General features: G+C 46.3%; 28 protein-coding genes, 1 pseudogene and 1 riboswitch. Of the genes and pseudogenes, 20 read left to right on the plus strand and 9 right to left on the minus strand.

The features are described from left to right. Positions 1 to 404: 404 nt before the first annotated feature. From AC0YNT_RS24645 to AC0YNT_RS24655, 3 genes are read right to left on the minus strand one after another with little or no spacing between them, the layout of a single operon-like run. Complete coding sequence (locus tag AC0YNT_RS24645; RefSeq protein ID WP_475806980.1) at positions 405 to 1,394, minus strand: ABC transporter ATP-binding protein; 990 nt, start codon at positions 1,392 to 1,394, stop codon at positions 405 to 407. Positions 1,395 to 1,415: 21 nt separating this feature from the next. Continuing rightward, positions 1,416 to 2,234, minus strand: coding sequence for an ABC transporter permease (locus tag AC0YNT_RS24650; protein ID WP_475806981.1), 819 nt, complete (start codon positions 2,232 to 2,234; stop codon positions 1,416 to 1,418). A gap of 10 nt (positions 2,235 to 2,244) precedes the next feature. Next, entirely contained in the window at positions 2,245 to 3,042 is a 798-nt protein-coding gene (locus AC0YNT_RS24655; protein ID WP_475806982.1) for an ABC transporter permease, read from the minus strand. A gap of 127 nt (positions 3,043 to 3,169) precedes the next feature. Between AC0YNT_RS24655 and AC0YNT_RS24660 the strand changes: the two genes are divergently transcribed. From AC0YNT_RS24660 to AC0YNT_RS24670, 3 genes are all read left to right on the plus strand, one after another. Beyond that, entirely contained in the window at positions 3,170 to 4,135 is a 966-nt protein-coding gene (locus AC0YNT_RS24660; protein WP_475806983.1) for a phosphotransferase, read from the plus strand. An 18-nt stretch (positions 4,136 to 4,153) separates the two neighbouring features. After that, a complete protein-coding gene (locus AC0YNT_RS24665) occupies positions 4,154 to 4,687 on the plus strand; it encodes a hypothetical protein (protein WP_475806984.1) in 534 nt (177 codons plus the stop codon). A gap of 519 nt (positions 4,688 to 5,206) precedes the next feature. Continuing rightward, positions 5,207 to 5,767, plus strand: coding sequence for a glutathione peroxidase (locus tag AC0YNT_RS24670; protein WP_167278633.1), 561 nt, complete (start codon positions 5,207 to 5,209; stop codon positions 5,765 to 5,767). 252 nt (positions 5,768 to 6,019) lie between these two features. Here AC0YNT_RS24670 and AC0YNT_RS24675 read toward each other — a convergent pair whose 3' ends face one another. After that, entirely contained in the window at positions 6,020 to 6,733 is a 714-nt protein-coding gene (locus AC0YNT_RS24675) for a glycoside hydrolase family 25 protein (RefSeq protein WP_475806985.1), read from the minus strand. Positions 6,734 to 6,862: 129 nt separating this feature from the next. Further along, positions 6,863 to 6,942, plus strand: a riboswitch (ZMP/ZTP riboswitch). A gap of 76 nt (positions 6,943 to 7,018) precedes the next feature. Here AC0YNT_RS24675 and AC0YNT_RS24680 point away from each other — a divergent pair. The 6 genes and pseudogenes from AC0YNT_RS24680 (at position 7,019) to AC0YNT_RS24705 (ending at position 11,572) form a co-directional block, all read left to right on the plus strand. After that, complete coding sequence (locus AC0YNT_RS24680; RefSeq protein ID WP_475806986.1) at positions 7,019 to 7,627, plus strand: DJ-1/PfpI family protein; 609 nt, start codon at positions 7,019 to 7,021, stop codon at positions 7,625 to 7,627. 73 nt (positions 7,628 to 7,700) lie between these two features. Next, positions 7,701 to 8,550 (plus strand): annotated as a pseudogene (locus tag AC0YNT_RS24685) (effector binding domain-containing protein). Positions 8,551 to 8,727: 177 nt separating this feature from the next. Next, a complete protein-coding gene (locus AC0YNT_RS24690; RefSeq protein ID WP_441894365.1) occupies positions 8,728 to 9,048 on the plus strand; it encodes a PadR family transcriptional regulator in 321 nt (106 codons plus the stop codon). A gap of 5 nt (positions 9,049 to 9,053) precedes the next feature. After that, positions 9,054 to 9,614, plus strand: coding sequence for a DUF2812 domain-containing protein (locus tag AC0YNT_RS24695; RefSeq protein WP_475806987.1), 561 nt, complete (start codon positions 9,054 to 9,056; stop codon positions 9,612 to 9,614). A gap of 57 nt (positions 9,615 to 9,671) precedes the next feature. After that, the gene (locus AC0YNT_RS24700; protein WP_475806988.1) at positions 9,672 to 10,574 is read left to right on the plus strand and encodes an aldo/keto reductase; all 903 of its coding nucleotides are present in this window, start codon (positions 9,672 to 9,674) and stop codon (positions 10,572 to 10,574) included. A 35-nt stretch (positions 10,575 to 10,609) separates the two neighbouring features. Continuing rightward, complete coding sequence (locus AC0YNT_RS24705) at positions 10,610 to 11,572, plus strand: phosphotransferase family protein (protein WP_475806989.1); 963 nt, start codon at positions 10,610 to 10,612, stop codon at positions 11,570 to 11,572. Between the two features lie 50 nt (positions 11,573 to 11,622). Here the strand turns inward: AC0YNT_RS24705 and AC0YNT_RS24710 are convergent, their stop codons facing one another. Together AC0YNT_RS24710 and AC0YNT_RS24715 are read right to left on the minus strand one after the other, a co-directional pair. Beyond that, positions 11,623 to 12,309: a response regulator transcription factor gene (locus AC0YNT_RS24710; RefSeq protein WP_475806990.1), complete on the minus strand. Its 687-nt coding sequence runs from the start codon at positions 12,307 to 12,309 to the stop codon at positions 11,623 to 11,625. A gap of 26 nt (positions 12,310 to 12,335) precedes the next feature. Then, a complete protein-coding gene (locus AC0YNT_RS24715) occupies positions 12,336 to 13,808 on the minus strand; it encodes a sensor histidine kinase (RefSeq protein WP_475806991.1) in 1,473 nt (490 codons plus the stop codon). A 128-nt stretch (positions 13,809 to 13,936) separates the two neighbouring features. Between AC0YNT_RS24715 and AC0YNT_RS24720 the strand changes: the two genes are divergently transcribed. From AC0YNT_RS24720 to AC0YNT_RS24750, 7 genes are all read left to right on the plus strand, one after another. Further along, entirely contained in the window at positions 13,937 to 15,253 is a 1,317-nt protein-coding gene (locus AC0YNT_RS24720) for an ABC transporter substrate-binding protein (protein ID WP_475806992.1), read from the plus strand. Positions 15,254 to 15,326: 73 nt separating this feature from the next. Next, positions 15,327 to 16,211, plus strand: coding sequence for a carbohydrate ABC transporter permease (locus AC0YNT_RS24725; RefSeq protein ID WP_091188261.1), 885 nt, complete (start codon positions 15,327 to 15,329; stop codon positions 16,209 to 16,211). Positions 16,212 to 16,237: 26 nt separating this feature from the next. After that, entirely contained in the window at positions 16,238 to 17,116 is an 879-nt protein-coding gene (locus AC0YNT_RS24730; RefSeq protein WP_475806993.1) for a carbohydrate ABC transporter permease, read from the plus strand. A gap of 8 nt (positions 17,117 to 17,124) precedes the next feature. Further along, positions 17,125 to 18,540 carry a sulfatase family protein gene (locus tag AC0YNT_RS24735; RefSeq protein WP_475806994.1) on the plus strand — a complete coding sequence of 472 codons (1,416 nt, stop codon included), beginning with the start codon at positions 17,125 to 17,127 and terminating at the stop codon, positions 18,538 to 18,540. A 15-nt stretch (positions 18,541 to 18,555) separates the two neighbouring features. Next, complete coding sequence (locus tag AC0YNT_RS24740; RefSeq protein WP_475807234.1) at positions 18,556 to 19,686, plus strand: glycoside hydrolase family 88 protein; 1,131 nt, start codon at positions 18,556 to 18,558, stop codon at positions 19,684 to 19,686. Between the two features lie 349 nt (positions 19,687 to 20,035). Next, entirely contained in the window at positions 20,036 to 20,512 is a 477-nt protein-coding gene (locus tag AC0YNT_RS24745; protein WP_475806995.1) for a GNAT family N-acetyltransferase, read from the plus strand. 3 nt (positions 20,513 to 20,515) lie between these two features. Then, positions 20,516 to 20,917 (plus strand): GNAT family N-acetyltransferase, encoded by a 402-nt coding sequence (locus AC0YNT_RS24750; protein ID WP_475806996.1) that lies wholly within the window; start codon positions 20,516 to 20,518, stop codon positions 20,915 to 20,917. Positions 20,918 to 20,970: 53 nt separating this feature from the next. On the opposite strand, the gene AC0YNT_RS24755 is transcribed toward AC0YNT_RS24750, so the two are convergent. Then, positions 20,971 to 21,909, minus strand: coding sequence for an aldo/keto reductase (locus tag AC0YNT_RS24755; protein ID WP_167278645.1), 939 nt, complete (start codon positions 21,907 to 21,909; stop codon positions 20,971 to 20,973). 19 nt (positions 21,910 to 21,928) lie between these two features. Next, a complete protein-coding gene (locus AC0YNT_RS24760) occupies positions 21,929 to 22,927 on the minus strand; it encodes a Gfo/Idh/MocA family protein (protein ID WP_475806997.1) in 999 nt (332 codons plus the stop codon). Between the two features lie 124 nt (positions 22,928 to 23,051). Here AC0YNT_RS24760 and AC0YNT_RS24765 point away from each other — a divergent pair, with 124 nt between their 5' ends. Continuing rightward, positions 23,052 to 23,891, plus strand: coding sequence for an AraC family transcriptional regulator (locus tag AC0YNT_RS24765; RefSeq protein ID WP_475806998.1), 840 nt, complete (start codon positions 23,052 to 23,054; stop codon positions 23,889 to 23,891). Between the two features lie 41 nt (positions 23,892 to 23,932). On the opposite strand, the gene AC0YNT_RS24770 is transcribed toward AC0YNT_RS24765, so the two are convergent. Beyond that, positions 23,933 to 24,334 (minus strand): VOC family protein, encoded by a 402-nt coding sequence (locus tag AC0YNT_RS24770; protein ID WP_475806999.1) that lies wholly within the window; start codon positions 24,332 to 24,334, stop codon positions 23,933 to 23,935. A gap of 218 nt (positions 24,335 to 24,552) precedes the next feature. On the opposite strand from AC0YNT_RS24770, the gene AC0YNT_RS24775 reads away from it, so the two are divergent. From AC0YNT_RS24775 to AC0YNT_RS24785, 3 genes are all read left to right on the plus strand, one after another. Next, positions 24,553 to 24,741: a hypothetical protein gene (locus tag AC0YNT_RS24775; protein WP_475807000.1), complete on the plus strand. Its 189-nt coding sequence runs from the start codon at positions 24,553 to 24,555 to the stop codon at positions 24,739 to 24,741. A 76-nt stretch (positions 24,742 to 24,817) separates the two neighbouring features. Beyond that, positions 24,818 to 25,732, plus strand: coding sequence for a helix-turn-helix transcriptional regulator (locus AC0YNT_RS24780; protein ID WP_475807001.1), 915 nt, complete (start codon positions 24,818 to 24,820; stop codon positions 25,730 to 25,732). Positions 25,733 to 25,761: 29 nt separating this feature from the next. Next, positions 25,762 to 26,748, plus strand: a complete 987-nt coding sequence (locus tag AC0YNT_RS24785; protein ID WP_475807235.1) for a hypothetical protein — start codon at positions 25,762 to 25,764, stop codon at positions 26,746 to 26,748. Positions 26,749 to 26,761: the final 13 nt, after the last annotated feature.

A 26,761-nucleotide genomic window follows, 5' to 3' on the forward strand; every position in this document is an offset into this window, starting at 1 on the left:
GGTTCATCTGTTCTCTATCCTAAGATTGATCTGATCTAAGGTGTTGAAATCCTGCGAATGAGTGAGTATATGTGAGATAAACCCTTAAAACCGAGGGACGGGGAACGATAGCTCAATAAAAACAGTGCGGCAGCCGGTCAGTATTGACCGGCTGCTGACGTTTCTCAACTGTGGGTATTTGAATGCTTGGTTCAAAATATAATTGGGATTTTCTTGTCGTTGTAAAAGCATTTCTACGCAAAGCGGCTGTGTGGGCTTAAACCCTGCACAGCCGCTTTTTTTACTTGTTTTTTACCATTTAAGAATACGGGTTAAACCTCAAACGGAGCATTTCGAATGATTCTGGAGAAGCAGAGTTTATTCTTACGATGTAGCTTCTTTGCAGAAAGTTTGCTGCTTTAACTCTACCCCGAAGCCGTAGTCTTATACACTTCCCTAATCGCGTCTTCAACGTTTGGTTCTTTTACGCTTATATCTTGTATCGGGAGCTTCTGCGATAAGGCGGCGATCAGCTCGGAGGCGGAGATGGCTTCCTTCTCGAATTGGTACCAGATCTTGAGCCCCTCTTGTTTGATCACGATGGCGTTAGGGGTGGACAGATCAGCGCAAGGCTTCTGAAGCTCCACAACAAGCATGCGGTGAGGCGTTAACTTATGAATGATGGACTCGATGGGGCCGTCCTCTACGATTTTTCCGTTATTCACGACGATAATCCGGCTGCAGAGCTGTTCGACATCATCGAGATCATGGGTAGTTAGAATAACGGTTACCCCACGCGTACGATTAATCTCCTTAATAAAATTACGAATAGCGAGCTTCGCATCCGCATCTAGTCCAATCGTAGGTTCATCTAGGAACAGTACGGATGGAGAGTGGAGCATGGCAGCCGCGATATCACCACGCATACGTTGACCAAGGGAAAGCTGGCGCACCGGTGTATTGATAAAATCTTGCAGCTTCAGCACATCCGTCAATATTGTGAGATTCTGCTCATATTCCGCCTGATTGATCTGGTAGATTCTCCGCAGCAGCTCAAACGATTCGCCAAGCCGCAAATCCCAATAAAGCTGAGTCCGCTGTCCAAATACGACGCCAAGCTTGCGGACAACAGCTTTTCGGTCCGCCTGCGGGGAAATACCGCATACCTTTATGGACCCAGCGGTTGGATGGAGAATGCCGGTCAGCATCTTAATCGTGGTGCTTTTGCCTGCACCGTTTGGACCAATGTAGCCAACGATTTCGCCAGGAGAGATAGAGAAGCTTATCCCATTTACACCGTTAAATTTCGTTTTCTTAGGGAAGAGAAGACTCTTGAGCGAGCCGCGCAGCCCGCTTTCTTTCTTCACGATGATATATTCTTTCACGAGATCATTTACTTCAATAACAGCATCCATTCTCGTCATTGCCCCCAAGTCTTAAGAGCCTGCGCTCTCGTAATTTTTCATTCCGAATCTGAAAATACCACTCGCAATCAAGAAGGAGATGATCCCCACTAACGGCGTCCATAGAGCAAAGCTCAGTGGGAGCTCAAGTCCACCATTGTCTGTACCAAGAAACTCGGCAGCAGGATAGAAGCTGATGAATCCGATGGGGATGATGAATGTAAACAGAGCTTGCAGGAAGTAAGGGTACATGCTGAGCGGATACATGGTGGCACGCTCCAGCATGGTAAGGGCGAAGCCAACCATTGAGCCGTTTCGTTTCGTCCAGAACGCAATTGTACCAAGGCTTGTGAACAAGGCAGCACGGATTAGAATACCTCCGATCAATACAAGAATGAGCTTGCCGATATTGACGAGAGACCATTCGAAGCCGGCAATTTCACAGCCATAGAGGAAAATAATAACGCCAGGAATGCAGTCAATAAGACCAATAAAGTTCACATAGCTGGCTACCAGCTGGAAGAAGACGTTCATCGGGCGAAGCAGGAGACGGTCGAAGCCGCCGTTAATGACCATATGGTCCATACTCCAAGTATTAATGAAGAAGACAACAAAGATGCCATGGCTGATCAGCCCTAGTCCATAAAGGAAGGTGAGCTGTGGGAAGTCCCAGCCGTTAAGCGCCTGGAAGCGGTCAACGATGATTTTGAGCATCCAGATGCCGGAGAAATATTGAATAGGAATCATCAGAAGCCAGCTGAACAGGAAGAGCGGGTATTCCAATTGGCGTTGGATGGCTAGCCGTGCCCAGCAGGAAGCGACGGATACATAATGTTTGAATGAGGACACCATATGGGCTTCATCATCCTCCTTGGATTAAGGTTTTTTTCTTCGTGCGGGACCATCCGGCTGCAAGGACGAGGAAGAGCAGTCCAACCCATACCGCTTGTACAGCCATGGCGGTGAAGGCATCGGCAGTACTGGTATTGCCAATATAAATGCCAAGTGGAGTCTGATAGGTGTATTGAAAAGGCAGGAACTTCGAGATCGTCTGAACAGTGTCCGGGAAAAACCATAACGGCACGATACTGCCGGATAATACGCGGACGATGCTGTCTTTCACATTCCCCATGTTGCCAAGCTCCATGACCCAGAATGCGATCAATCCAACGAGTGCACTGAGAAGCCAAAGTATGGCGTAGCTTAGCAGGCAGCTTGGGAGGAAGAGGAGAAAGTCTTGGATGGAAGCGGGCCAAGGGATGCCAAAGAAGATGGAAGCGAATACAATTAGCGGAAGGGCTCGGTTTAATAAAGAGCTGAACATCTCTCCGATATCCTCAGCCAGATAACAGGCAAGAAGGGGGATCGGTCGGTAGAAGTCCGTGACGATCTGTCCTTCCCGTATTTTGTAATAGATGGTGTTCTGTACATCACATACAAAGATGGTAGAAATAGTAATCGAGAGAATGGTGTAGGTTGTTATATCCTGCAGGGTAAGCGACTGGGCGGTGCCGGAGCTGCCTTTGTAGGCGGTCTGCCATAAGAAGACGGATGCCAGCGTAAGAATGAGGTTTGTCGCCACGGAAGTGAATACTTCGAATCGGTAGGTCAGATTGGTAAGGAGCTTCATTTTCGTTATATACCAATAAGCTTGAAGCATAGTAACCCCCTTGAAAGTGACTGCATATGAAAAATCTTACATTTATAACGTTTATATATTAATCTAATTAATAGAAATAGGCTATGGATATTTTAATTATAGATATTTATGGGGGAGCGGGATTCAAATGATAGAATACGCGGATCTATTTGCACGCTGTGAGAAGCAGTTTGATTTTCAGATTCATGCGGCTGAGCCGATTAAATTAGGATGGTTAAATAAAAAGTGGATTCTGCATACGAGTAAAGGAAAATATGTGCTGAAGAAGTATCACACCAACCGATTTAAGAGTGTGGACACTTTACGTATAGCTCTGACTCAGCAGCACAGGCTGTCACAGCTGATGTTTCCTTCGCCTATGCTTCTTGAATGGGAGGGAGAAATTCTACATACCGATGAATCCGGCGAACGTTATATTCTGATGCAATATTGCGATGGCAGTGGGATTGCGCCAGGTATGGCGAATCGTTCTCATATGTATAGTCTGGGGCGAATTATTGGCCAGCTTCATCATCACCTCAATGATGGTACACTGCCAGGCAAGAGTGAACCGGATTTCATGCCGCATGCAGTGGAGGCAAGACTTGCGCATTGGGATGATGTGATTGAGCAAGCTGTTCAGATGAATAAACCCCACGTTGTTCCGATTATGGAGCTGCAGAAAAAAATGACTCAATCGTTGGATCTGCCTGCGCTTCAGCAAGCCTGCCGGCAAGGCTGGGCACATCGGGATTTATGGATGGATAATCTGTTATTCCGTGAGGAAACCGTATCGGCTGTCCTTGATTTTGATCGGCTGAACTTTGACTATCTGGACTTTGACATAGCCCGTGCCATTCTATCCGGGGCATTCCTGGAAGGGCGGCTGGATTTGGGTAAGACCAAAGCTTTTCTGCAAGGTTATCAAGAGACTGCAGGTTTTGAGATTAATCATTTAGCGGATATCATTCGGTTACTCTGGTATTTGGAAAGCAAATGGTGGATTACCGCGGAGATGGATAATCATCATCGGATTCCGGCACGTTTTGCTGAGGAGATGATCTGGATTGCGAAGCATCATGAGCAGTTGGACGAGATGTTAATGGGTTCGTAGCAGAGAGGAGTTTCTTGAATGCTCATGATCATAACGATCCTTTTAGTGGCCATTTATCTTACCTTATTAAATTTTAAGAGGCTCAAAAAATTAAGTAAGATGATGAAGTGGTTATTAACTGAATTATTTCTGATAGTTGGTGGTTACGGTTTATATTTGTTTATTATGGATTTTAGTTTAAAAAAGGTGATTGAAAACCTCCTACTTCCTCTTAGCTTTACAGCGATAGTGATAGGAATTCAGTTTCTACTTAGGAAGAGACGTGCCCGTGAGAAAAACTGGTCATTGAATGACTATTCCATTGAATACAGAAAGCAACATGTAGACACGGAATTATTAAAGGGATTAAATGCAGCGATATTACCTTGGGAAGCAAGTATCAAGGGTTGGCATTGGATGAGTGGGTTTGGCAATGACCGGGAAGAGGCTTATTTGAATTTAGTGAAGAGATTTGATACCTATAAAAGCGAAGGGAATATCCTGCCCAAACCAGGTGCCGGCGCTCCTCTGGTAATGGCACAGGTAAAGGGGATTAATGATGACGTTAAATAGCAGATTAACCGACAGTGATATTTTGGGAGGAGCCCCAGCGTATATCGGTACAGTATCTCGATACGCTTCGCGAGGGGTGCTCGTTAATCACAATGGAAAGGTTGCCATGATGTATATGGCTGAATTGGATCTTTATAAACTTCCAGGTGGCGGCATAGAGGAAGGTGAGTCACCAGAGGAAGCTTTTTTGAAGCACAGAACAAACGGCCCTAACGGATGCTGAAGAGCAGCTCGGAATGTCCGTTCAATGGCTGACAATCGGATAGGCAATTGAAGTTATGGATAAGACTGCTAACAACAGCAACGCTGATGATTATGGCAATTTTTTTATGCTAATGCGTGATCGAATGATCCTGAAAGAGGCCGCAGGGCTGCTGGAGAAAATGGACCTATTTTAAGTCCTTTTTCCAGTAAATACATTATTGGAAATGCCTATTAAGATTATTGTTTTTATATATTATTCAAATAGGATTCTGGGTTATATGATGGATTAAATATAAAACAAGGGAGAGGAATAAGATGAACAAGTCCATCTATGACTTTCAAGTTAATGAGATTACTGGAGAGCCTATTCATCTGTCTGCTTTCAGTGGCAGGGTTCTTCTAATCGTTAATACAGCAAGCCAATGCGGATATGCCAAGCAGTTCGATGGTCTTCAGCAGCTGTATGAAAAATATTGGATGCATGGCTTAGAGATACTGGGCTTCCCGTGCAATCAGTTCAATGACAAAGAGCCCGGCAGCAATACGGAAGTAGAGGAGCATTGCCGGCGCAATGTTGGAGTAACCTTCTCGTTATTTGAAAAGGTAGAGCTCCGTGGACAAAATGTCCATCCACTTTTTCAATATCTTACGGAGCAGGCACCTTTCCAAGGATATGATCCGGATAATGCTGCTGAGATGTGGATGAAAGATTTTCTCCAGCAGAATCATCCGGACTTATATGACGGCGATGGCGTAAAGTGGAACTTCTCCAAGTTTCTCATTAACCGAGAGGGACAAGTGGTCGGCCGATTTGAGCCAACGACACAGCCGACCGATTTGGAACTGGCTATTGAGGAAGCATTGTCCTCTGACTAGTTTAACAGCAGCCTTTTGGACGACTGTAAGACTGGCTGCGGTCCAATAAGACCCTCTGAGGGTCTTATTGGGTGATTACTGCCTAAAATTAGTAACGATAAGACCCTGTGAGGGTCTTATTTGCTAAATATGGGGGAGACAACTATGCTTTCGTGAGCACTCGGAGATGTAATAAGACCCTCTAAGGGTCTTATTGGGTGATTACTGCCTGAAATAAGATACGATAAGACCCTGTGAGGGTCTTATCGTATCTTATTTCTTGAACTTCGCAGCAAAAGCTGTTTCATCCCCATGGAATACGTTAATATCCACATAGGCATCGATACCGGAGATTCTTCCGCGATTATTAAATTGCCAGAAGGTCCAAGCCCGGTCGTCCTTCAGGGACGGATGCTTCACAATATCTCTGATCCAGATTTCGTAATCCTCGAAGCTTCCTGCAATGTAGCTGTTAAAAGTATCGTAGGTGACATACAGAATGGGCTTCTGCTTGTAATGCTGCTCTAGTTGATCTGCTAGGGTGGTTAGCTCACTTTGGATGAGTGGAGCATCTTTATCCAGACTAATCTCAATATCGATGACTGGGGGGAGGTTGGCAGCCTCATTAGGAACCTCATCAATAAAATGTGCAGCTTGCTGAGCACCGGTACTTTGAGTGGTGAAAAAATGATAAGCACCAATGAGCATGCCATTGCTCTTGGCCTGCTCCCAATTAGACCTGAAATGGCTGTCAGTCATATCTTTTCCTTCGGTAGCTTTGATATAAACAAATTGCCACTTTCCACTGTCAGCGACCTTCTTCCAATCTATTTCCCCCTGATAGTGGGAGACATCGATTCCTCTCACATCATATTTGGCTGCGAACAAGCTGTTATGCCAGATGATCCCCTTGTATTCTAGTACCCCGGCAATAAGGAGTAACAGCAGCAGCCCAGCGATTATTTTATGCCATCTTTTTAGCTTCATGGCTACACTTCCTTCAATGAATACTAGACTTACAAAACATTCCAGTTTTATAGACGATATACTGCCGTTAATTGTTTCAAATCCACTCTTGCTTCCGGCCGATGTTCGGAATAGTATAATAAGTAAATAACTGGTATGTGCGACTGGCGTAAACGTGGATAACCACGAGGGAGCACATATGTCATCAGCCGTACGCCTGGGCAGAGTATTTGTTCACTGGGAAGAGTTTGTTCCCGTGGGACAAATACTCTTTTTAATTTAATTTATTTTTAGGAGGATGAGGGGATGGAACAGGTGCAGAAGAAGAGGAATGTAGCGATTCTGATCTATGACAATGTAGAGATATTGGATTTTACGGGACCGTACGAAGTGTTTATTACGGGCAGTAATTACGGACAGGATTTCCATGTTTACACGGTAGCCGAGCATAACCATCCGATCACAGCATTAGGTAATCTCAGCGTGAACCCTGCGTATACCATTCATGACTGCCCGAAACCCGATATTATCCTCATCCCCGGCGGCCGTGGTGTTCGGCAAGAAATGAACAACAGAGTACTGACAGAATGGATCCACGATTGCGCAGATGAAGCTGAGATTATATTGTCCGTATGTACGGGGGCCTTACTACTTGCTAAAGCTGTCGTATTGGAAGGGATGAAGCTCACCACCTATCATCTAGCTATCGAGGAATTAAGAGAGGTTGTACCTGCATCGGCAGAGATTCTGGATAACGTGAAGTATGTAGATAACGGCAAGATCATTATGTCTGCGGGTGTATCAGCCGGTATAGATATGTCCTTGTATGTAATTGGCAAGCTTCATGGCGAGGAGCGGGCCTTAAAGACAGCGAGGCTGATGGAATATGATTGGATGCCAGGAAAGCATTCCTGATCAAATATAGCAAGCCACTTCAATGATAAGATAACTGCAAATGTAAACGAAGGAGCTGGGTAACTGAATTCCAATGGAACATTATACGAGAGTCCAACAAGTCATCATGTTTATGGAAGAGCAGTTGCAGGAGCCGCTTAGCTTAGAGGCTATTGCCATGGAAGCGGGGTTTTCGGTCTATCATTTTCAAAGGCTCTTTCACGCCATTTCTGGATTTACAGTTCAAAAATACATTCGGAAGAGAAGGTTAAGCGTCGCTGCTGCGGAGCTTCTGGTTACCAAGAAAAAAGTACTAGACATCGCAGTGTCTTATCAATACGGCTCACAGGAGGCATTCACTCGTGCTTTCAGTAGTTTTTTTGGCGTAACACCAGCTAAGTATCGTAAACGGCAGCAACCACTTGTTTCCCAGCATCCAATCGACTTCATTGCTCTAACAGCCAATATTCGAGGAGGGCTGAATATGTACAAACCGGACATAGTAGAGCTTCCTGCCATTCGTATTATCGGGTATAACTACACAACGAATTTAAATAACGAATTGTATTTTGAGGAGATTCCGGGATTTTACGGGCATTTTGGCAGCAATGAATATTTTATGCGTATCCCAAACAAAGCCCGGCCGGCCTTTGCCTATGGTATTTCCCACTCCTTCCATGAGGATGGTGTTTTTTCCTTCCTTATTGGCGAGGAGGTCACAGCATTTGCAGAAGTGGAAGAGGGCTTTGCTTGCATCGAGCTTCCTGCTGGTTCGAAACAGCAGTATGCCTGAGCTTGGGCAAAATACATGGAAGTACATTTATGGCACCTGGCTGCCTAACAGCAATTATGAGCGTGGAGAAGGACCAGACTTTGAGGTAACGGATGTGATGAATTCCACTCCGGAGAAAATTAGTATGACGGTCTATATTCCCATTCAGTAAAAGTCCAAATCAAAGGGCATGTTGGAAATTCCAACATGTCCTTTTTTACATGCAAAAAGAAAAAAATACCAAAACTACATTGACACTCGATATATCGAGATGTAATATATAGCCATAAGATGTATCGTATGTCGATATATTAGAGGGGAGAGGAAAAGACTGAACGATGTGAAAGAGATGCTGCCGCTGACGGAAGCTTTTTATTATATCTTAATTGTTCTATATACGGAGCCTTCGCATGGATATGGGATTATGCAGGATACCGAGAAAATGAGTAACGGACGGGTCAAGATTGGTGCCGGCACTTTATACACAGCGCTCAATACCTTGCTCAATAAAGGGTTGATTGAACTTTATCCTGTACCTGAGGGAACGGATACCCGGCGTAAGATGTATGCCATTACGGAGAATGGCAGGCAGGTTGTGTCTGCGGAAGTCGCAAGGCTGGAAGAGCTTCTGGACGTAGGGCGTCAGGCTCTGATTACGAAGAAGGGGTGAGGCAGTTGAGTGAAAAGCTGGTAAAGCGTCATCGGCTGATTATGGCCTGGAATTATGAGAAGGGAGAGCAATGGATGAATGAGTTGTCGAGCCAAGGATTACATTTTAAAAAAGGCGGACTCATAAGCAGCTCATTCGTTCGTGATGAATCGGTTCGGTATACGTATAGGATGGATTATCAGACCGGACAGTCTCGGGAAAACGGGAAATTTCAGGAGTATCTTGATCTGTATCAAGATGCAGGCTGGGAATATGTCAGTTCATTCGGATTGACCTGGCATTACTTCCGAAGGGAGTGGCAGCCGGGTGAAGAGCCTCAGCTATATACAGACCGTGAATCTTTAATTATGCTCTATAAAAGGCTGCTGGGAGTTATAAGCGCTATGTTGTTCGTCAATCTCTTTATCATGATTTTGAACATGGTTAATCTGAATACTTTCTTTACAGAGGGGCTCTGGACGATAGGTATTCCGCTGATGATCCTCTATCTTGGACTGTTTGCCTTGTTAGGATATGGCTGCTGGAAGATCAAGAAGAAAGTAAACAATCTTAAGCTGCAAGTATAGTCTTGAAGGCTGCAAGCCTTGGCGTTTGCAGCTACACAATAAAGGAGTGAGATCCGAATGAAACAAAATCAGTTAGGCAGCTCAAAGCTGCTCGTTGGAGAAATTGGTCTGGGCTGCATGTCGCTTGGAACCGATGAACAGAAGGCCACTGCCCTTATCCATGAAGCATTGGAGCGTGGGGTTAACCTGCTGGATACTTCAGATTTGTATGACAGCGGGCTTAATGAAGAGCTGGTAGGCAAAGCGATCCGTGGACGGCGTGATCAGGTTGTGCTCGCGACGAAGGTTGGCAACCGGAGAATTCCTGGTCAAGAAGGATGGACATGGGATCCGTCGAAACAATATATTTTATCAGCCGTAAAAGAAAGCCTTCGCAGACTAGGCACAGACTATATTGATCTGTACCAGCTTCATGGTGGAACGATTGAGGATCCGATCGAGGAGACGATCGAAGCGTTCGAGCAGTTAAAACAGGAGGGCATTATTCGGGAATATGGCATATCGTCGATTCGTCCAAATGTGATTCGGGAATATGCTGCTCGCTCCTCTATGGTCAGCGTGATGAATCCTTATAGTATCGTAGACCGACGTGCAGAAGAGACGATTCTTCCGCTCTTGGAGGAGAAAGGGATTAGTGTTATTGCGCGAGGGCCAGTTGCGAGTGGTGCTCTAGCGGCGAATAGACAGCCGTCCAAAGCTGTGCCGGATTATGAGCTGGACGAGCTGCTTCATCTCCGTGAGCAGCTGCAGCAGTTGACGAGCACAGAGAGAAGTCTCTCCCAGCTTGCCATCCGCTACTCGCTTAGCCATCCGGCTATTGCGGTGGCGATTCCGGGAGCTAGCTCCCGTGAACAGCTTCTGCAGAATATTGCTGCAGCGGAAACTCCAGCACTAACAGTAGAAGAAGTTCAGCTTATTCGCCGTTTAAGCAAAGCAGGCGTATACAAGGTTCACCGGTAATATCAAATCCAAGGACCGGAGGCTATTCTGCAGATATGGAAAATGCGAATAAGTACAGGCTTAGCAACCAAGAGATCGGAAAGATTGTACATGAGGCTTTTGGACAGGGCTTTCGCTCGGCAAGTGAGCTTACGGACGGCTGGGCTAATATGGCTTACTCCATCATGCTGGAGGATGGCCGGAAGACCGTTCTGAAGATTGCCCCTTCCAAGGATAAACTAATGATGCGCTATGAGAAAAACATTATGAAGACAGAGGTAGAGTCGATGAGACTTGCCGCTGACAATCCGGTTCTGCCGATCCCTCGAATTTATACGTATGATTCAACATGTGAGCTGATCCAGGCAGAGTATTTCTTCATGGAATTTGTAGAAGGAACCGCATTAAATCAAATAAGAGACTCCCTTACACCGGAAGAGCGGGAGGTTATCGTACGCCAGCTTGGCGGCTACAGCCGGACAATTAATGACTATAGGAACAGCTTTTTTGGCTCGCTTCAACCTGATGGGCGGAGAAGCGATAGTTGGGCGGAAGTGTTCGGTGGCATGCTGGAGGATGTGTTAGCTGATGGGAAGGACGCCAATGTCGCTTTACCTGTATCGTATGAGGAGATCGAGAAGGAGATCGCTCGGGCAAGTGGGCTTCTGACGGATGTAAAGGAAGCCTCCTTAGTCCATTGGGATTTGTGGGATGGTAATATATTTGTGAAGGATGGAGCTATCTCCGGCCTTATCGATTTCGAGCGGGCATTCTGGGGCGATCCGTTATGTGAATATTATTTTGGCCGGCTTACGCAGGAGTGGTCGAACGCTTTTTACGCTGGATACGGCATCAACGGTCTAACCGAAGCTGAGCAGAGAAGACGGGTGCTGTATGATTTCTATATGGATCTCATATTCGTGATTGAATGCGCCTACCGCAAATATGAGAATCAGGACCATATCAAGTGGACGCATGAGAATTTCAAAGAGGGCTTCAAGCGTTTGCAGGCCTTATAAAGATAACAGAAGCTGATGACGGTTTATGGACCGCCATCAGCTTGTTTTAGTTATAGCTTCTTCATTACCTCGAATATACGAAGGCCGTTAATCGTTTGGATCACCATCGCTGAATCGGGCATTTGGAATTTTTTCAAAATAGAATTGATTTGCTTCTTGATTGTTTCGTATTCGACGCAGCGCTCTTCGGCAATTTGCTTCCGCTTCTTGCCTTCGCACAGCAGACGAAGCACCTGCAATTCGCTTGGTGTCAGCTCGGAAATGATCTGGATAATATTAATCAGGCTGTTCTCCGCTCGTTTCACACGTGCAAATTCTTCCCGAATTTTCTCGGCAATCATCGGGCGGATGGGGGAGGCATTTATGTAGGCGGAGCGTACGGCTTCCATAACTTCGATGTCAGCAGCGTTTTTTAACAAATAGTCGATAATGCCGGTCTGGAAGGCTGCAAAGATGAAATTCTCATCCTTGTGAACCGTGAGGACGATAATTTTCATGAGCGGATATTTGTCGTTAATCACTTTCGCGGCTTGAATACCCGCAAATTGAGACTCCATCTCGATATCCATGAGAATCACGTCAGGTTGATGCAGCGCTGCTTGAATGACCGCATCATGACCGGAGGAAGCGCGCGCCACACAGGAGAAATCAGCATGTCCAGCGAATGTTCGTTCCAGCCTTCGAAGATGGGGTTCCATGTCATCGGCGATGAGAATACGAATCGGTTGTTGTGTCATTGTACGAGCCCCTTTCGTCTATGGCTTTAAATCATCGGCAAGAACACCGTAAAGGTCGTTCCAACGTCTTGTTTACTGTCTACTACAATCTTGCCATCATGCCCAAGGATGATCTTATGACAGTAGGACAAGCCAATTCCCCAGTTATTAACCGAAGCTTTGGTGGTGAAAAAAGGATCAAAGATCGCCTCCAAATGCTCCTCTGCGACGCCGGGTCCGTTATCGGAAATCCGGATGAGCGCCCAGCCGTTCTGCTGGCTGCGTTCGACAACAATTCGCCCGTCATCCCGGAATTGTAAGGATTCGCTGGCATTAAGAAGCAGGTTATAGATCGCTTCGTTCAAATGACTGGAATCGATATAGCCATTAGCAGAGGATGAGCTTGATATAACGTCGACTTGGCAGCGGACATTCAGCTCGTTAAGCCGGGCAACCGCCTGTTGGACAGGAAGGTCGATCGATAGGGGCTGCAGATTCAGGTTGATATTTTTTAATTTATCAGCGGCCTCGTTAATACTATTGAGCGCTGACTCTGACGACTTCAAGATGAGGTCCAGACTATATATGGATTCGTTGTCAGCCTGATGACGTTCCTTGAGATAGGCTGCCTCAGATTGAATACCAATGAGATGATTCTTGAGGGCATGTGTAAAAGCACGTGTACCAAGAGTGGCTGTATCAATACTCTTATTGATTTGAATATCGCGGTTTTTACGGTAATTCTCAATCGAGTTAAACTTGTAAACCAGGTAAATCATCAGAAACAAGGTCAGATAAATGGCGTATGGAAACACAGGAAGAAGGATGGATTGATAGCCAAGAGGAGGCTGTAAATAGTTGAAATATCCTTTCAAATAGGTTTCTCTCACCAATACTTTCGGAGCCCATGAGAATATAAAGAGATGGATAACGACGAGTGGAATAAAGAGAAGTACATGATAGAGTGTTAAGTTTTTGATAAATCTAATTTTCGGATAATTCAAATAATAATTGAGCAACAGGCCAAAAGCAACAAAAAGAATGAGATATCGAACGCTTTTTAATAGGAATTCCATAGCATGAAAGAATAGCTGGCTATCAATCTGGTTACTTAGAGCGATATGAAAAGTAGGATCATAGTAGATCGTCTCGATGATAAAGAAGAGCAGGATACACCCATAGCCAAACCTCCTCCAAGTGTTAAGGCTTTGGGTAAAGGCGATGGCGAAGCCAAGCAGAGAGCAGTAGAAAAGTCCAACACCGGTATTCAGCATGCGAATAAGCCAATCCGGGTTAAATTTGGTTAACACGAGATAATTCCAGGTGCCGGGACTGAAATCAAAGAAGCCGTGAATGACATTGAAGTAGTAATTGAATTTACTGAGGTACAAGGTGAATGCTACGAAAGAAAGCACCCAGCCGATAATGATCCCATACATGAAGCGGGTTGAGGCATTATTCAGCTTCCGATACGTGAACAAAATAGTAAAAATGAGCAGCACTAATATAACAAATAGCATAAGGTCACTTCCTCATCCTGTAGCAAAGTGGGGGTATAAAACATTCATCTATCGGCCTGCCTAGCATTTACGTAATATTCAAATTAAGAAAACGCACACAAATCATATCAAAAAAAGGGTGAGTGTCAATGAAAAAAAGTTTAAAACTTGCGATGACAGGCTCATTGTTGGTGGGATTGCTGGCTGGATGTGGCTCTAATGGGGGTACGGCAGGAGAGAAAAACACGACGTCTTCGGGCGGGGAAGCGACTCCGGTTCACTTGAAAGCAACCGTACTTCCAGATGATTTGGAAACGTTCAAAACGGCTTATGCTGAGTTTAGTAAAGAAAATCCAAATATCAAAGTAGAATTCGAGACGATCCCACAGAAGCAGTATTATGAAAAGCTTCGCATGCAGCTCTCATCCGGAAATGATATTGATTTGTTTGGCGGTAACATGGATGTATTCTTGGACACGGGTGTCTTGGAACCACTGGACGATTCGATTAAAAATGCCGGTGTGGACGTCTCTGGCTACGGTCCTTTGTATGATTCCCTGAAAGTGAATGGCAAAGTATATGGACTTCCCTACCGGAAATCCAACTGGATGCTGTACTACAACAAAAATCTGTTTGACCAGGCTGGCGTCCCATATCCGAGTGATGATATGACCTGGAATGAGTTCCGTGATTTGGCCAAGAAAATGACCAAAGGCGAAGGTGCCGATAAAATTTATGGTGCGTTCCTGCAGCCTTGGGCACAAACGTGGTATATGCAAGGTGTTCAGACCGGCGCTTCGATTATTGATAAAGACTTGAGCACGTTTAAGGCGGGTCTTCAATTCCGATTGGATATGGAGAAAGACGGCTCCATGATGGGATGGGCGGAACAAATTACGACCTCCGCTCATTACAATTCCGCGTTCCAAAAGGGGAATGTGGCGATGAATCTGATCGGGGACTGGCATGTCGCACAGCTAAGACAAGCAGAAGCTGAGAAGAAGATCAATTTTGATTGGGACGTTGTACCGGTTCCACATCCAGATGGCGTAGCTGCTAATACAAGCTTGGCAACCCCAGTTTCTCTCATGGTGAACAGCAAGTCCAAGCATAAAGAAGAAGCTTTCAAAGTAATTGAATTCATGAGCGGTGCAAAAGGTGCGAAGCAGTTTGCGGCAAAAGGCTTCCTCACCGGTTATATGAACGATGATATTCGCAAGACTTACATTGGCGATGGAAGCTTGAAACCTAAAAATATTCACTATTTTGTAGAACAAAAAGAGTATCCGGAATATCCGCTCTTGCCGGGTGTAAAAAACATTCTGGTGCAAAGCGTTTATATGCAAGAAGGAGAACTAGCCTTAACCGGTGCGGAAACGGTTGATCAAGCGATTGATAAGATCGGTGAGCGCGTAGCCTCCGAATGGGCAGAGAAATATGCCAATGATTACAAGGCAGGCAAATAGAGTAACGACAGAACAGAGGGCGGGCTTCATGGAATAAAAGTGAAGCCCAGCTGCTTCGAAAGAGGTGAAGCATATGAAGAGTAAAGCGTTACGGCGTAATCGTTTGACTGGGTATACATTCTTGCTTCCCAATATTCTTGGTTTTCTGATTTTCATTTGCTTTCCCGTCTGTGCATCCTTCTTGATCAGCTTTACGGAATGGAACGGATTTGGTGAGATTAAATTTGCCGGATTATCGAATTATACTCGCTTATGGAGCGATGAAACGTTTCGGATCTCCTTGCTTAACAGTTTGATTATGACGGCCGTGTCCGTTCCGGCTACGTTAATCCTTGCAATCTTGGCAGCAGTCGCCCTCAATAAAGGACTGAAGGGCGTTAAGATATTTCGAACGGCAATTTTCTTGCCGCATATTACGGCCACTATTGCTGTAGCTGTCGTGTGGCAGCTCATCTATAACCCAACCATGGGACCGCTCAACGGATTTCTAAGAAGTCTGGGGATTGATAATCCGCCAACCTGGCTTGCATCTACCGAGTGGGCGCTGTTCTCCGTCATTGTCGTTAGTATCTGGCACTCAATCGGTTATTACATGGTGCTGTATTTGGCGGGCTTGCAGGGGATTCCAAAGGATCTTTATGAAGCGGCGGAAATCGATGGCGCAGGCAAGGTTTCACAGTTCCGCAACATTACATTGCCGATGCTGTCACCTGTTATTTTCTTCACGGTTATTATGGGCATTATCAATTCGTTTAAAGTGTTCGATCTGGTGTTTGTTCTGACTAGAGGAGGACCAGGTCGTTCAACACATATGCTTGTGTACGATATTTATGAAACGGCCTTTCAGCGCTACGAATATGGCTATGCTTCTGCGATGGCCTACGTCCTGTTCGCGATCATCCTTGTCATTACACTGATTCAATTTAGAGGACAAAAACGTTGGGTGAACTATTCCTAACGGGATGTGAGAGAGGAGAAGCCAGTATGAGTACGCGAATAGAAGCAAGTCAGATGATGATGACGATAAAAAGACGTCCACAGCTTGGAGAATGGGTTAGAAAAACGGTGTTATATGTGGTCGTGTCCGTTGTCGCCTTGTCCATGGTTCTTCCTTTTCTCTGGATGGTTTCCGCTTCGGTGAAGTCGGAGGCGGAAATATTCAGCTTCCCGATTCAGTGGATCCCGAGCCACTTCTTCTGGTCGAATTACAGCAAGGTATGGACGGAGCTCCCCTTTTTCACCTATTACCTGAATACGATCAAGATTGCTGTGTTTACCACATTGTTGCAAATCATTACTTGCTCGACTGCCGCCTATGCATTTGCGAAAGTGAAGTTTCCAGAACGGGATAAGCTGTTCTTCTTATATGTAGCAACGATGATGGTACCTTATCAGGTCATGATGATTCCACAGTTCGTCTTAATTGACAAAATCGGCTTAATCGATTCGCATTGGGCGTTGATTTTATTAGGGGCTTTTAATCCATTTGGTGTATTCCTGTTCAGGCAGTTCTTTATGTCCATTCCGGAAGAATTGTCAGAGGCTGCTCGAATTGATGGTCTTAGTGAGTTTGGGGTTTATATGCGCATCATCATGCCGCTTATCCGGCCAGCGATCGCGAGCCTTACGATTTTCACCTTTATGCATTCCTGGAACGATTTCCTTGGCCCGTTAATCTACTTGAATTCGGATGTGTTATTTACGCTCCAGCTCGGCATGCAGCATTTCCAATCCGAGCATGCGACGGAGTATGGCCCGTTAATGGCTGCAGCGGTGTGCGCCATTATTCCCACCATTCTCATTTACTTTTTTGCCCAGGATCATTTTGTAGAGGGTATTTCCGCAGGGGCGGTTAAAGGGTGAGTAAAAGGATGAAGCCAAATATCATTTATATATTTGCGGATCAATGGAGGAAGCAGGCTGTCGGCTTTATGGGCGAGGATCCGGTCATCACTCCCAATATCGACCGATTCGCACAAGAGAGTCTGGTGTTTCAACATGCACTCTCTTGTACACCGCTATGCTCACCGCACCGAGCAGCGCTTATGACAGGCAGGTATCCGCAAACGACTGGTGTCTACACGAACTGTAAGAATGGCGCGGATGTCATGCTGAGCCCAGATGAAGTGTGTATTGGCGATGTTCTAAAGGGCGCGGGCTATCAAACCGGATATATCGGCAAATGGCATTTGGACCTACCTGAGCAGAATAGCTGTCCGGAACCGGAATCCGGTGCACGGGAGTGGGATGCCTATACGCCGCCAGGAGCGAAGCGGCATGGCTTTGATTTCTGGTATTCCTACGGTGCATATGATCATCACTTAAAGCCTCATTATTGGAGAGACACACCAAATATGATAAAGGTCGACCAGTGGTCTTTGGAACATGAGACCGATGTGGCACTGGACTTTATCCGGACAAAAGGAAGCGACGGCAGCAAGGATCCGTTTGCATTGTTTATCTCATGGAATCCGCCTCATTGTCCTTTCGAGCTTGTACCTGATCGGTACAAGGAGATGTACAGTGGGCAGAAGCTGAATCTGCGTCCGAATGTAAGCTCGGAGCAGCTTGCAGCGCACACAGGTGAACCGTTTGAAAGCGGGGATGAGGCATTGCTTCGTTATACACGGGATTACTTTGCAGCGGTGACAGGCATGGATGAGCAGTTCGGCCGTATTTGGCAGGAGGTTCAGAAGCTTGGGCTTTCGGAGAATACATTAATTGTCCTTTCTTCCGATCATGGTGAGCTGATGGGCTCACACGGTTTAATGGCGAAGCATTCCTGGCATGAGGAATCCATTGGTATCCCTTGCTTGATGAACTGGAAAGGCATGATCAGGCAGGGTAGTACGGAGCTGTTATTTAATAGTGTTGATATTATGCCTACTTTGCTAGGACTTGCAGGGCTTTCTGTACCTTCTGCCGTTGAGGGACTAGATTTATCCGGAGATATTCTCGGAAGGAGTCATACAGAGATTTCTTCTGCCTTTCTTAGTGCTTTTCCAGGAAGAAAAGATGTGATTGAGAGCTATGCCGCCGAGGGCTTGGACAATCGGAGATTTGGATGGCGTGGAATTCGAACAAGGCAGTATACCTATGTCGTTCATCAAGGATACGCACCAGGCGATGACGTGCAGCGCATCTTGTATGATCATGAGAGAGATCCGTATCAGCTCGATCCTCTTATCATAAAAGGACTTCCGCAAACGGAGCTGCTATTGGCTTTAGAAGAAGAACTGCAAAGCTGGTTAGACCGCACACAGGATAAGTTTGATCTCAGCAGGTAGGAGAGGATGGCAGCAATGTGGCGTGATGCAATAGAAGACGCAATCGGCAAAATTCGCCGGAATTTGGAGCAGCATCAAGGTGCTTTTCCACATATTACGAATGAGAAGCGTTACGCGTGGTCCGAGAATGAAGACTGGATTGAAGGGTTTCATACCGGGCTTACGTGGCTGAGCTATGAATATAGTCAAGATGCCTTTTTCCAAGTACAAGCGAAGCAGCAGATTGCGGATTTTCAACGACGTTTGAAAGAGAAAGTATGCTTGGAGCATCACGATATCGGATTTTTGTACGGGCTGTCTGCATTAGCAGGATGGATTGTGGAGAAGGACGACAGTGCTCGTGAGCTTGCTCTGCAGGCTGCGGATCATTTACTCGGCAGATGGCGTGAGCAAGGCGGCTACTTGCAAGCTTGGGGACCGGAGAATGATGAGACGAATGGCGGCCGAATCATTATTGACTGTTTATTGAACCTGCCTTTGTTATATTGGGCTTCTGAAGTGACAGGGCAGCCGAGATATGCAGAAGCTGCTTACAAACAGGCTGAGCAGTCCAGACGTTATCTGGTGCGTGGCGATGATTCTTCTTATCATACTTTTTATTTCAATCCAGTGACAGGTGAGCCGCTTGGCGGAGGTACCCATCAAGGTTATACGGATGGTTCGACCTGGACACGAGGACAGGCATGGGGCATCTATGGCTTTGCACTCTCTTACCGTTACACGAAGGATCCCGCCTTCCTGCGAACGTCCAAACGGTTGCTAAAATATTTCCTTGAGCATCTACCGGAAGACTATATCGCTTATTGGGACTTCAATGTAACAATTGCAGCGGATACTAGTCGTGACAGTTCGGCATCGGCGATCACAGCCTGCGGGATGCTGGAGCTGCTTGACCTTCTACCCGAAGACGATGCCGATCGCAGCTGGATTAAGCAGGGACTGGATCAAACGATGCACTCACTTGTGAGCAAGTACGCAACGATTGGTGAAGAAGCTGAGGGCTTGCTCAAGCATGGCTCTTATCATGTCAGGGGCAACAACGGCCTGGATGACTATATGATCTGGGGAGATTATTACTATTTGGAAGCATTAATGCGGATGGAACGCGGCATTCCAGGTTACTGGTATGAGCGGAATGCGAAGTAACTTACATGACATACAGCTTCAATATCATCGACTGCCTCATTAACTGGGGCAGCTTTTTTGTGTGTTCCCACAATCAGGGGAATGAGCTTAACGAAGTGCGACATCGTTAAGAAGGTGAAATTGTGTATGGGAAGAGGTCTTAACGATGCGCGACATCGTTAAGGTATACGGAGGAGTGGGGAGATGACGGAAAAGTAATCTATTCAGGGATTGGACGGAAACAGCCTTACAAAAAGTAATGGAGATTAACGATAGTTACTTGTAAAATATGGATAACGCCCTACTCTTCTATTCTTTTAGGCCATAATTTGATTGCAGCAATAGCCACTCCCTATTAGGAGGAAATCCTATGCTTATCCGACGCTTGCAGCAAAATGATCAGCAAGATGTGATCCATATTTTCGAGGAATACCCACTGCAGTTCCCATCATTTGTTGTTGCTAGATATCCTGAAAGATGGAGGGAATACTTTACAAGTTCCTCATGCAAAAGTGAGTATTATGTTGCGGAGGAGGACGGCATAGTCAGTGGGCATACAGGTTTTATCTACAACGATGAGGCTGGCCTCTACGAAATTGTTGGTGTCGTAGTCAAGAAAAGTGCTGCCCGAAAGGGTATAGGCCGAGCGCTGATCAGTACGATTTGTGATAGATTGAGAGAGCTAAACGAAGAGAAAGTGATTTTGTACACGCTGGGTCATCCAGGGAATGAGGGCACGATTGATTTTTACCGGAACATAGGCTTTGATTTGATCAAAGAGGAACAAGACTTTTTTACAGAAGGCTATCATCGGGTTACTTTTATGAAAATATTAAATGGGGGCTGAAGTGTGGAGCATTTGTATAAGAATTATAGAATTAGCGATGATAAGTCTCTGCTTAACATAGAAACAATTGGTGCCTTCTTAGGCAGAAGCTACTGGGCGAATCAAAGGCCGATAGAGATGATCGAAAAGTCCATTCAAAACTCGATATGTTACGGTATTTATCTGGAGGACAAGCAGGTTGGCTTTGCTCGGGTTGTTACAGATTGGGCGACAGTTTATTATCTGGCTGATGTGTTTATCGACGAGGAACATAGAGGACATGGGCTGGGCAAGGAGTTGGTTGGACTTATTGTTGGACAGTACGAGGGGATAATGGGACTGCTTGGTACCTTAGATGCTCATGGGTTGTATGAGAAATTTGGGTTCAGGAGAAATGCAGATAGATTTATGAATAAAAGGCCTTGAAAAAGCAAAAGACGATGCAGAAAAACTCCCTGCATCGTCTTTTTTACATCAACTTATTTCTTATCCGAGCTCAAATCCAGCCAGTCCATTTCTTCGCGGGTCAGCTTGATTCGCGAGCCTTCATCGCAGGAGCGGAGCTCCTCGAGTGATTGAGCGCCGATGAGGGCGCAGGTTGGGAAGGCTTGGTTAAGCACGTAAGCCAGCGCGATCTGAATCTGCGTGACATTCTTTTGCTCCGCAAGCTGTTTCGCACGTTCATAACGCTCCCAGTTGTCGTCGCTGTAGAAGACGCGGACCAAATCGGCATTGCTGCGATCCTCTGGGGTGAAGCGGCCTGTGAAGAAGCCGCGTGCTTGGGAGGACCAGGAGAACAGAGGCATTTGGTTAGCTTCATGCCATGCGATGGTCTCTGCATCAGCAGATACGCAGCCTGCCCAGAACGGCTCGTTTGCTTTGGCGAGACTCAGGTTAGGGCTGCTGAACGAGAAGCCAACGAGACCTTTTGCCGCGGCATAATCATTCGCCTCTTGAATACGCTGCCAAGTCCAGTTGGACACACCAATCGTTTGCACAGCACCGGATTTAATATGCTCATTCAGGATTTCAATGACTTCACCAGCAGGCACGTTTGGATCATCGCGGTGAAGGCCATACATATCGATCGTATCAATCTGCAGACGCTCGAGGCTTGTCATCAGGTCGCTGCGAATCGCTTCACGGCTGACACGAGGACCGTTCTGATCGTGATGGGCGCCTTTGGTCAGTATGACCCACTGATCGCGGTTGCCGCGTTCCTTTAGATATCGTCCCATTACTACCTCGCTTTGCCCGCCGCAATAAATATGGGCAGAGTCCATGCAGTTGCCGCCGATGGCGAAGTAAGCGTCCAGGTTGGCAGCAGCTTTCTCATAAGAGTCATTGTAGAAATAGTCCGTGCCTTTCATTAAGCGGGATACCGGTTTGTCCAATCCTTTTAAGTTCAAGAATTCCATATTAGTCAGCCTCCTTAGATTATAAAGTTACTCTTGTCCGTTCACGGGCAGATAACAAGCAAGCGTCAATGACTTTCATATTGCTAATCGCATCTGACGTCTGGAAGGTAAGTGGAGTTCCATTTGTAATCGAGTGGTACAAAGAATCTGCTTGCGCCGTATATGAGTTGACATACGGTACTTCAATTTGTCGGCGCTCACCGTTAGCAGTCAGGTAAATATGGCTGCTCTCCGGCGTAGGTGTTACAAAGGCAGAAGGAACCTCAATAATTCCGTCCGTACCAAGCACCTCCAGCGGGTTGCGGAAGGCAGCCCACATGCCGCAGTCGAACGTAAGTGATACATCACCTTCAAACTCAACAAGTCCAGAAGCCATCATATCCACATCATCATGTTCAGGAGAGAAGAGGGCATTAACGGTAACCGCCTGTGGCTCTTTACCCAGCAGTAGTCGAGCCGCGTTTAGCGGGTAACAGCCTACATCATAGATCGAGCCGCCGCCCCAGTCCTTCCGGAAGCGAACATTTTTAGAATCATTCGGGTTGTTAAAAGTAAACGCACTGCGGATCCCGCGAACCTCACCAATGGCACCGGATGCGATTAAATCCTTTATTGTTTGGTAACGGGGATGATAGCGGTACATAAAAGCTTCAGACAGAAGAACGCCTGCTTTATCTGCTGCTTCGGCCATTTCTGCTGCTTCGTGCGCGTTTAAGGCGATTGGCTTCTCGCATAAAATGTGCTTGCCTGCTTCGGCTGCGCGAATCGCCCACTCCTTATGGAGATGATTTGGCAGCGGTATATAAATAACGTCAATGGAGCTGTCGGCCAAAAGCGCCTCGTAGCTGTCATAGGCAGTTGGAATGTTAAGCTCTTCAGCTGTTTGTTTCGCTTTTTCTCCGTCACGGCTTGCGATTGCGGCTGCTTCATTCAACTCAGATAAATGAAGACCTGGAATTACTGCGCGCTTTGCAATTCCGGCACATCCCAAGATGCCCCATTTTAACTTTTTGCTCATGCTTCACCCTCGCTTCGTCTAAATGATTTATGACTATATTGCGATTATAGGAGAAGATAATTAAAATTAAAATGATATTATTTTGTGTTCGGTTAAAACAATATTGTCATAAGAGGTGCGCGATATGAAACGCCAAAGCCTGCTGCTTACTCTTCCGAATATGCCTTACTTTTGCTTGCCGGAATCAGTCGGTAATTATCGTAATGATCCAGAGCATAGTGCAGAACGGGAAGCGGGAGCACTTAACAATTTCAATATCCACTACTGTGTTTCGGGCAAGGGTTTTGCCGAAATTGACGGAGTAGTCCATGAGCTTCGCGCAGGGGAGGCTGTCCTTTATTTCCCCTTGCAGAAGCAGCGTTATTACAGCAGCCAAGATGAACCGTGGGATGTACGTTGGTTTCATTTTTATGGGGGGACGGGCCTAAGGGATTATCTCATCGAGCAGGGATTTCACAAAAGCCCCTTGTGGCAAATTCGCCAGCCTGTAGTCTGGGAGCAGGCTCATGAAGAACTGCTTAACGAAGCGGTGACGTACCGAATGCTGCGCCCCGCACATTTGTCGATGCTGACCTATATGCTGCTGACGATTTTCGTCGAACAGGCGGTTGCCTTGCAAGGGAACAAGACAGGTACATCGAGCGAACGGATTATGGAACTGCTCCCGCTGATGCAGCAGGAGGCGGTGAAGCTTTTTATCCTGGAGGAATGGGCAGATAAGGTAGGTGTTACGCCTTATTACTTCTGCAAGCTGTTCAAGAATGCAACGCGAATGACGCCGATGGACTTCATTACTCGCTGTCGACTGCAGGCGGCAAAGCAGTGGCTGCTTGAGAGGAAGGATGATAATATCGGTCAAATTGCAGAGGAAGCGGGATATCCCAGCGTCAGCTATTTCAACAAGCGATTTATGGAGCATGAAGGCATGACACCAACTGCTTACAGGAGATTGTATGGGGTATAAAAAAATGCCGGTGACCTTAATAAGGTTACCGGCGTTTCCTATTAGCCTTGTGGCATTTTACTCTCATCCATGTACAGCAAATTCCAACGGTGCCCGTCCAGGTCGGCAAAGCCTGCGCCATACATCCAGCCTTGGCTTTCTTCCGGCTTGCTATAGATAGTTCCGCCAGCAAGCTCTACCTTTCGGACAATTTCATTCACTTCTTCTCTGCTGTCAGCCCCAAGGGAAAACAAGACTTCTGTAAATTGGGAGGTATCAGCTACTTTCGCACCTGCGAATTGCTCAATCGCGGCTTCCGGGAACAGCAATATCGTTGTACTCCCTACGCTAAGCTTTGCTCTTTCATTACCTACGGCTACCGCCTGAAATCCGATCTGATTAAAAAAGGCAGTTGAACTTTGAACATCCTTGACCGGCAAGTTAATCCAAATCTCCTGTGGCATGAACGAACCCCTCCTCTTGAAAATGGCATTTCCTTATTCCACTATACCCCAAATGGACAAGCATTAAAAAGAGGTATGACAGCTCTAGTGTCATACCTCTTTGGATTGTCGCCGGTGAAGTCAAGTGAAGGATTATATATTTCTTAAGTGGTATGACATTTTATGTCATACCACTTGTTCTATAATGGGCACATCACATAGAAATGAGGTCATGAACAATGGCGAAAACAAAAAGGGGCCGTGTACTCTGGAATCTTCCATCCCGCGGCAGAGGGACATGTCCCGTATGCAACAGAACGAGAATTAAACTGCTGTACACCCAGACGACGACGGAAGGAAAAGCTTTGAAAGTATGTAAACGATGCATCCCTGCATCACAGGAGAGAGTAGACGCAGCCGTGAAGTAATACATTACATTCTGGTTGCAGTTTATCTCCAGAAAATGCTGTAATAGAAAGAAAAAGACAAGGGGGCTGTGAGAGGATGAGCAATATGCATCGCATCGGGTGGTTTGATCAGCAAGTACGTGCAGGTCTTTATCCAAACAGCAGCCTTCTAGCCAAACAATTCGAAATCTCGAAGCGTCAGGCTGCGCGGGACATTGAATATATGGAAATGTCACTTCGAGCGCCGCTCAAATATGTGGCCAAACATCGCGGCTATTGCTATGAGGATGAAGCCTTTGTGCTTCCTCATCTATATCTGTCGGAAGAAGAGCAGAAGATTCTGAAGTACCTCGCACTTCGATATCGTCACTATAATTATGACAATGCCGAATCAGTTAGGCGTGTAGCGGATTTGCTGAGCAGATTCGAGGCTTCGGAGAACCTCGAAGAGAAAGGCTTTTCCAAACTGCCGATCTTTGACGCAAGCCCGCGGGCTGTTCAGCATATGGAGCTGCTTTCTGAGGCTATTGCGGACAAAAAGTCGGTTTATGCACTCTATAGAGATGAAGAGGGTGAGCGCCAGCTGCATGTCAGTCCGATTCGGTTCGTATCCCGTTATCATGCGGATTATGTGGCGGTACACTGCGAGGCAGGCGAACGCCCGATTCTGCTAAGGCTGGATGGCATCATTCATCTCTCTATTGCAGGTACGGCGTTTGGCTTTGAGGATCGTGAGTCGCTCTTACAGCTTGAACAAGGCAGCAAGCCTGCCCGTGCTCCTTATCTGGCGAAGATCAGATTATGCGCTCCGCTTAATGGAAACAGCTGGAGAGGCTTTCCTATTCAATCTCGGAATGAGCTTATTTATACAGTAGCTTTTTATGATACGGACAGTTTTCTGCAGCATCTGCTTGTGACTGAGTGGGAGGAGCTGATAGCTCCGAAATGGCTCAAGCAAAATCTTCAAATCAAGTGCGAACAGATCACGAATCGGTTAAGAGGAACAGAATAATTTATTCAGGAGGATGGACCTTGCCTAACGTGCGATTACAACTCGATATGAAGCGGGAAGCCAAATCCTACATTGATAGTCTGTATGCCATACTGACGGCAGCCGGACTGTTCGAGGGGCCGAAATACCGACTGTCCGGACTTACCGGGATGGCTTTTAAATTCACCGTTCATGAACGACTGCTGCCATTATCGGTCTCGGCTTATGGAGAGTGGATTAACGAGCATAGACCCGGCATCGATAATCTTGGGATATATACGGTGCTTGATGCCGGCAGAACGAGGCATCCAACGTTCCGCCATTACCAGCAGGATGCGGTTCAATGGGTGAAGGAGAGTCTTGACCGGGGTGTTGGCGTTATTTATTGGATACCGGAGTTTGGCGTTATTGACGGTTATGATGAAGAGGATCAGGTGTTTTTCGTACAGGATGGCTGGTCGGGCGAGTCGCAGATTGTCCTATACGATAACCTTGGCCTTAACTTTACGGAGTTCTGGTATTGTCAGGCGTTTGGCAGCAAGGTGGACATTCCTCTTGAGGCGATGATTCTGGAATCGCTGCGGCTTGCCATCTATGACTGGGATACTCCTCATAAAACATTGCCTAATACCGATATCGGATCCGGTCGACTTGCGTATGATTTTCTGATTAGAGCGCTCAAGCAGGGAGATTATGATGAGGGCGGCGCGGTGTATATTCTGGATTCCTACTGTTATTCGCGGGAAGAGATTTGCGCGTATTTGCAAGAAGCACGAGTAGTCTATCCTGAGTTGGATGAGGCTTCACGGCTGTATGAGGAGCTTAATGGTATTCTTCCGCTAATCAGAGATGGCATTATCGAAACGGGTGGTGCTCGGCAGGTTGACCGTAATCAAGTCGAATTGTTAACGGGGCAATTAGCCGCAGCGCAGCAACTCGAGGGTCGGGCGGTTGATGTATTTCGTAATTTATCCGGTCAACACCTTGATCCGCGAAGATCCATAATTCCTAGGTGGGGAATTCATACACCCAAATGATCTTACAGGATGA

This window comes from Paenibacillus sp. J22R56 (genome assembly GCF_056269375.1).

Coding starts and splice junctions, on each gene's coding strand:
- AC0YNT_RS24645 (WP_475806980.1), bottom strand. CDS start 1,394: ATGGATGCTGTTATTGAAGTAAATGATCTCGTGAAAGAATATATCATC.
- AC0YNT_RS24780 (WP_475807001.1), top strand. CDS start 24,818: ATGAGCAATATGCATCGCATCGGGTGGTTTGATCAGCAAGTACGTGCA.
- AC0YNT_RS24650 (WP_475806981.1), bottom strand. CDS start 2,234: ATGGTGTCCTCATTCAAACATTATGTATCCGTCGCTTCCTGCTGGGCA.
- AC0YNT_RS24760 (WP_475806997.1), bottom strand. CDS start 22,927: ATGAGCAAAAAGTTAAAATGGGGCATCTTGGGATGTGCCGGAATTGCA.
- AC0YNT_RS24655 (WP_475806982.1), bottom strand. CDS start 3,042: ATGCTTCAAGCTTATTGGTATATAACGAAAATGAAGCTCCTTACCAAT.
- AC0YNT_RS24665 (WP_475806984.1), top strand. CDS start 4,154: ATGCTCATGATCATAACGATCCTTTTAGTGGCCATTTATCTTACCTTA.
- AC0YNT_RS24720 (WP_475806992.1), top strand. CDS start 13,937: ATGAAAAAAAGTTTAAAACTTGCGATGACAGGCTCATTGTTGGTGGGA.
- AC0YNT_RS24765 (WP_475806998.1), top strand. CDS start 23,052: ATGAAACGCCAAAGCCTGCTGCTTACTCTTCCGAATATGCCTTACTTT.
- AC0YNT_RS24755 (WP_167278645.1), bottom strand. CDS start 21,909: ATGGAATTCTTGAACTTAAAAGGATTGGACAAACCGGTATCCCGCTTA.
- AC0YNT_RS24775 (WP_475807000.1), top strand. CDS start 24,553: ATGGCGAAAACAAAAAGGGGCCGTGTACTCTGGAATCTTCCATCCCGC.
- AC0YNT_RS24735 (WP_475806994.1), top strand. CDS start 17,125: ATGAAGCCAAATATCATTTATATATTTGCGGATCAATGGAGGAAGCAG.
- AC0YNT_RS24670 (WP_167278633.1), top strand. CDS start 5,207: ATGAACAAGTCCATCTATGACTTTCAAGTTAATGAGATTACTGGAGAG.
- AC0YNT_RS24725 (WP_091188261.1), top strand. CDS start 15,327: ATGAAGAGTAAAGCGTTACGGCGTAATCGTTTGACTGGGTATACATTC.
- AC0YNT_RS24700 (WP_475806988.1), top strand. CDS start 9,672: ATGAAACAAAATCAGTTAGGCAGCTCAAAGCTGCTCGTTGGAGAAATT.
- AC0YNT_RS24710 (WP_475806990.1), bottom strand. CDS start 12,309: ATGACACAACAACCGATTCGTATTCTCATCGCCGATGACATGGAACCC.
- AC0YNT_RS24730 (WP_475806993.1), top strand. CDS start 16,238: ATGAGTACGCGAATAGAAGCAAGTCAGATGATGATGACGATAAAAAGA.
- AC0YNT_RS24770 (WP_475806999.1), bottom strand. CDS start 24,334: ATGCCACAGGAGATTTGGATTAACTTGCCGGTCAAGGATGTTCAAAGT.
- AC0YNT_RS24660 (WP_475806983.1), top strand. CDS start 3,170: ATGATAGAATACGCGGATCTATTTGCACGCTGTGAGAAGCAGTTTGAT.
- AC0YNT_RS24680 (WP_475806986.1), top strand. CDS start 7,019: ATGGAACAGGTGCAGAAGAAGAGGAATGTAGCGATTCTGATCTATGAC.
- AC0YNT_RS24715 (WP_475806991.1), bottom strand. CDS start 13,808: ATGCTATTTGTTATATTAGTGCTGCTCATTTTTACTATTTTGTTCACG.
- AC0YNT_RS24675 (WP_475806985.1), bottom strand. CDS start 6,733: ATGAAGCTAAAAAGATGGCATAAAATAATCGCTGGGCTGCTGCTGTTA.
- AC0YNT_RS24705 (WP_475806989.1), top strand. CDS start 10,610: ATGGAAAATGCGAATAAGTACAGGCTTAGCAACCAAGAGATCGGAAAG.
- AC0YNT_RS24740 (WP_475807234.1), top strand. CDS start 18,556: ATGTGGCGTGATGCAATAGAAGACGCAATCGGCAAAATTCGCCGGAAT.
- AC0YNT_RS24690 (WP_441894365.1), top strand. CDS start 8,728: ATGCTGCCGCTGACGGAAGCTTTTTATTATATCTTAATTGTTCTATAT.
- AC0YNT_RS24745 (WP_475806995.1), top strand. CDS start 20,036: ATGCTTATCCGACGCTTGCAGCAAAATGATCAGCAAGATGTGATCCAT.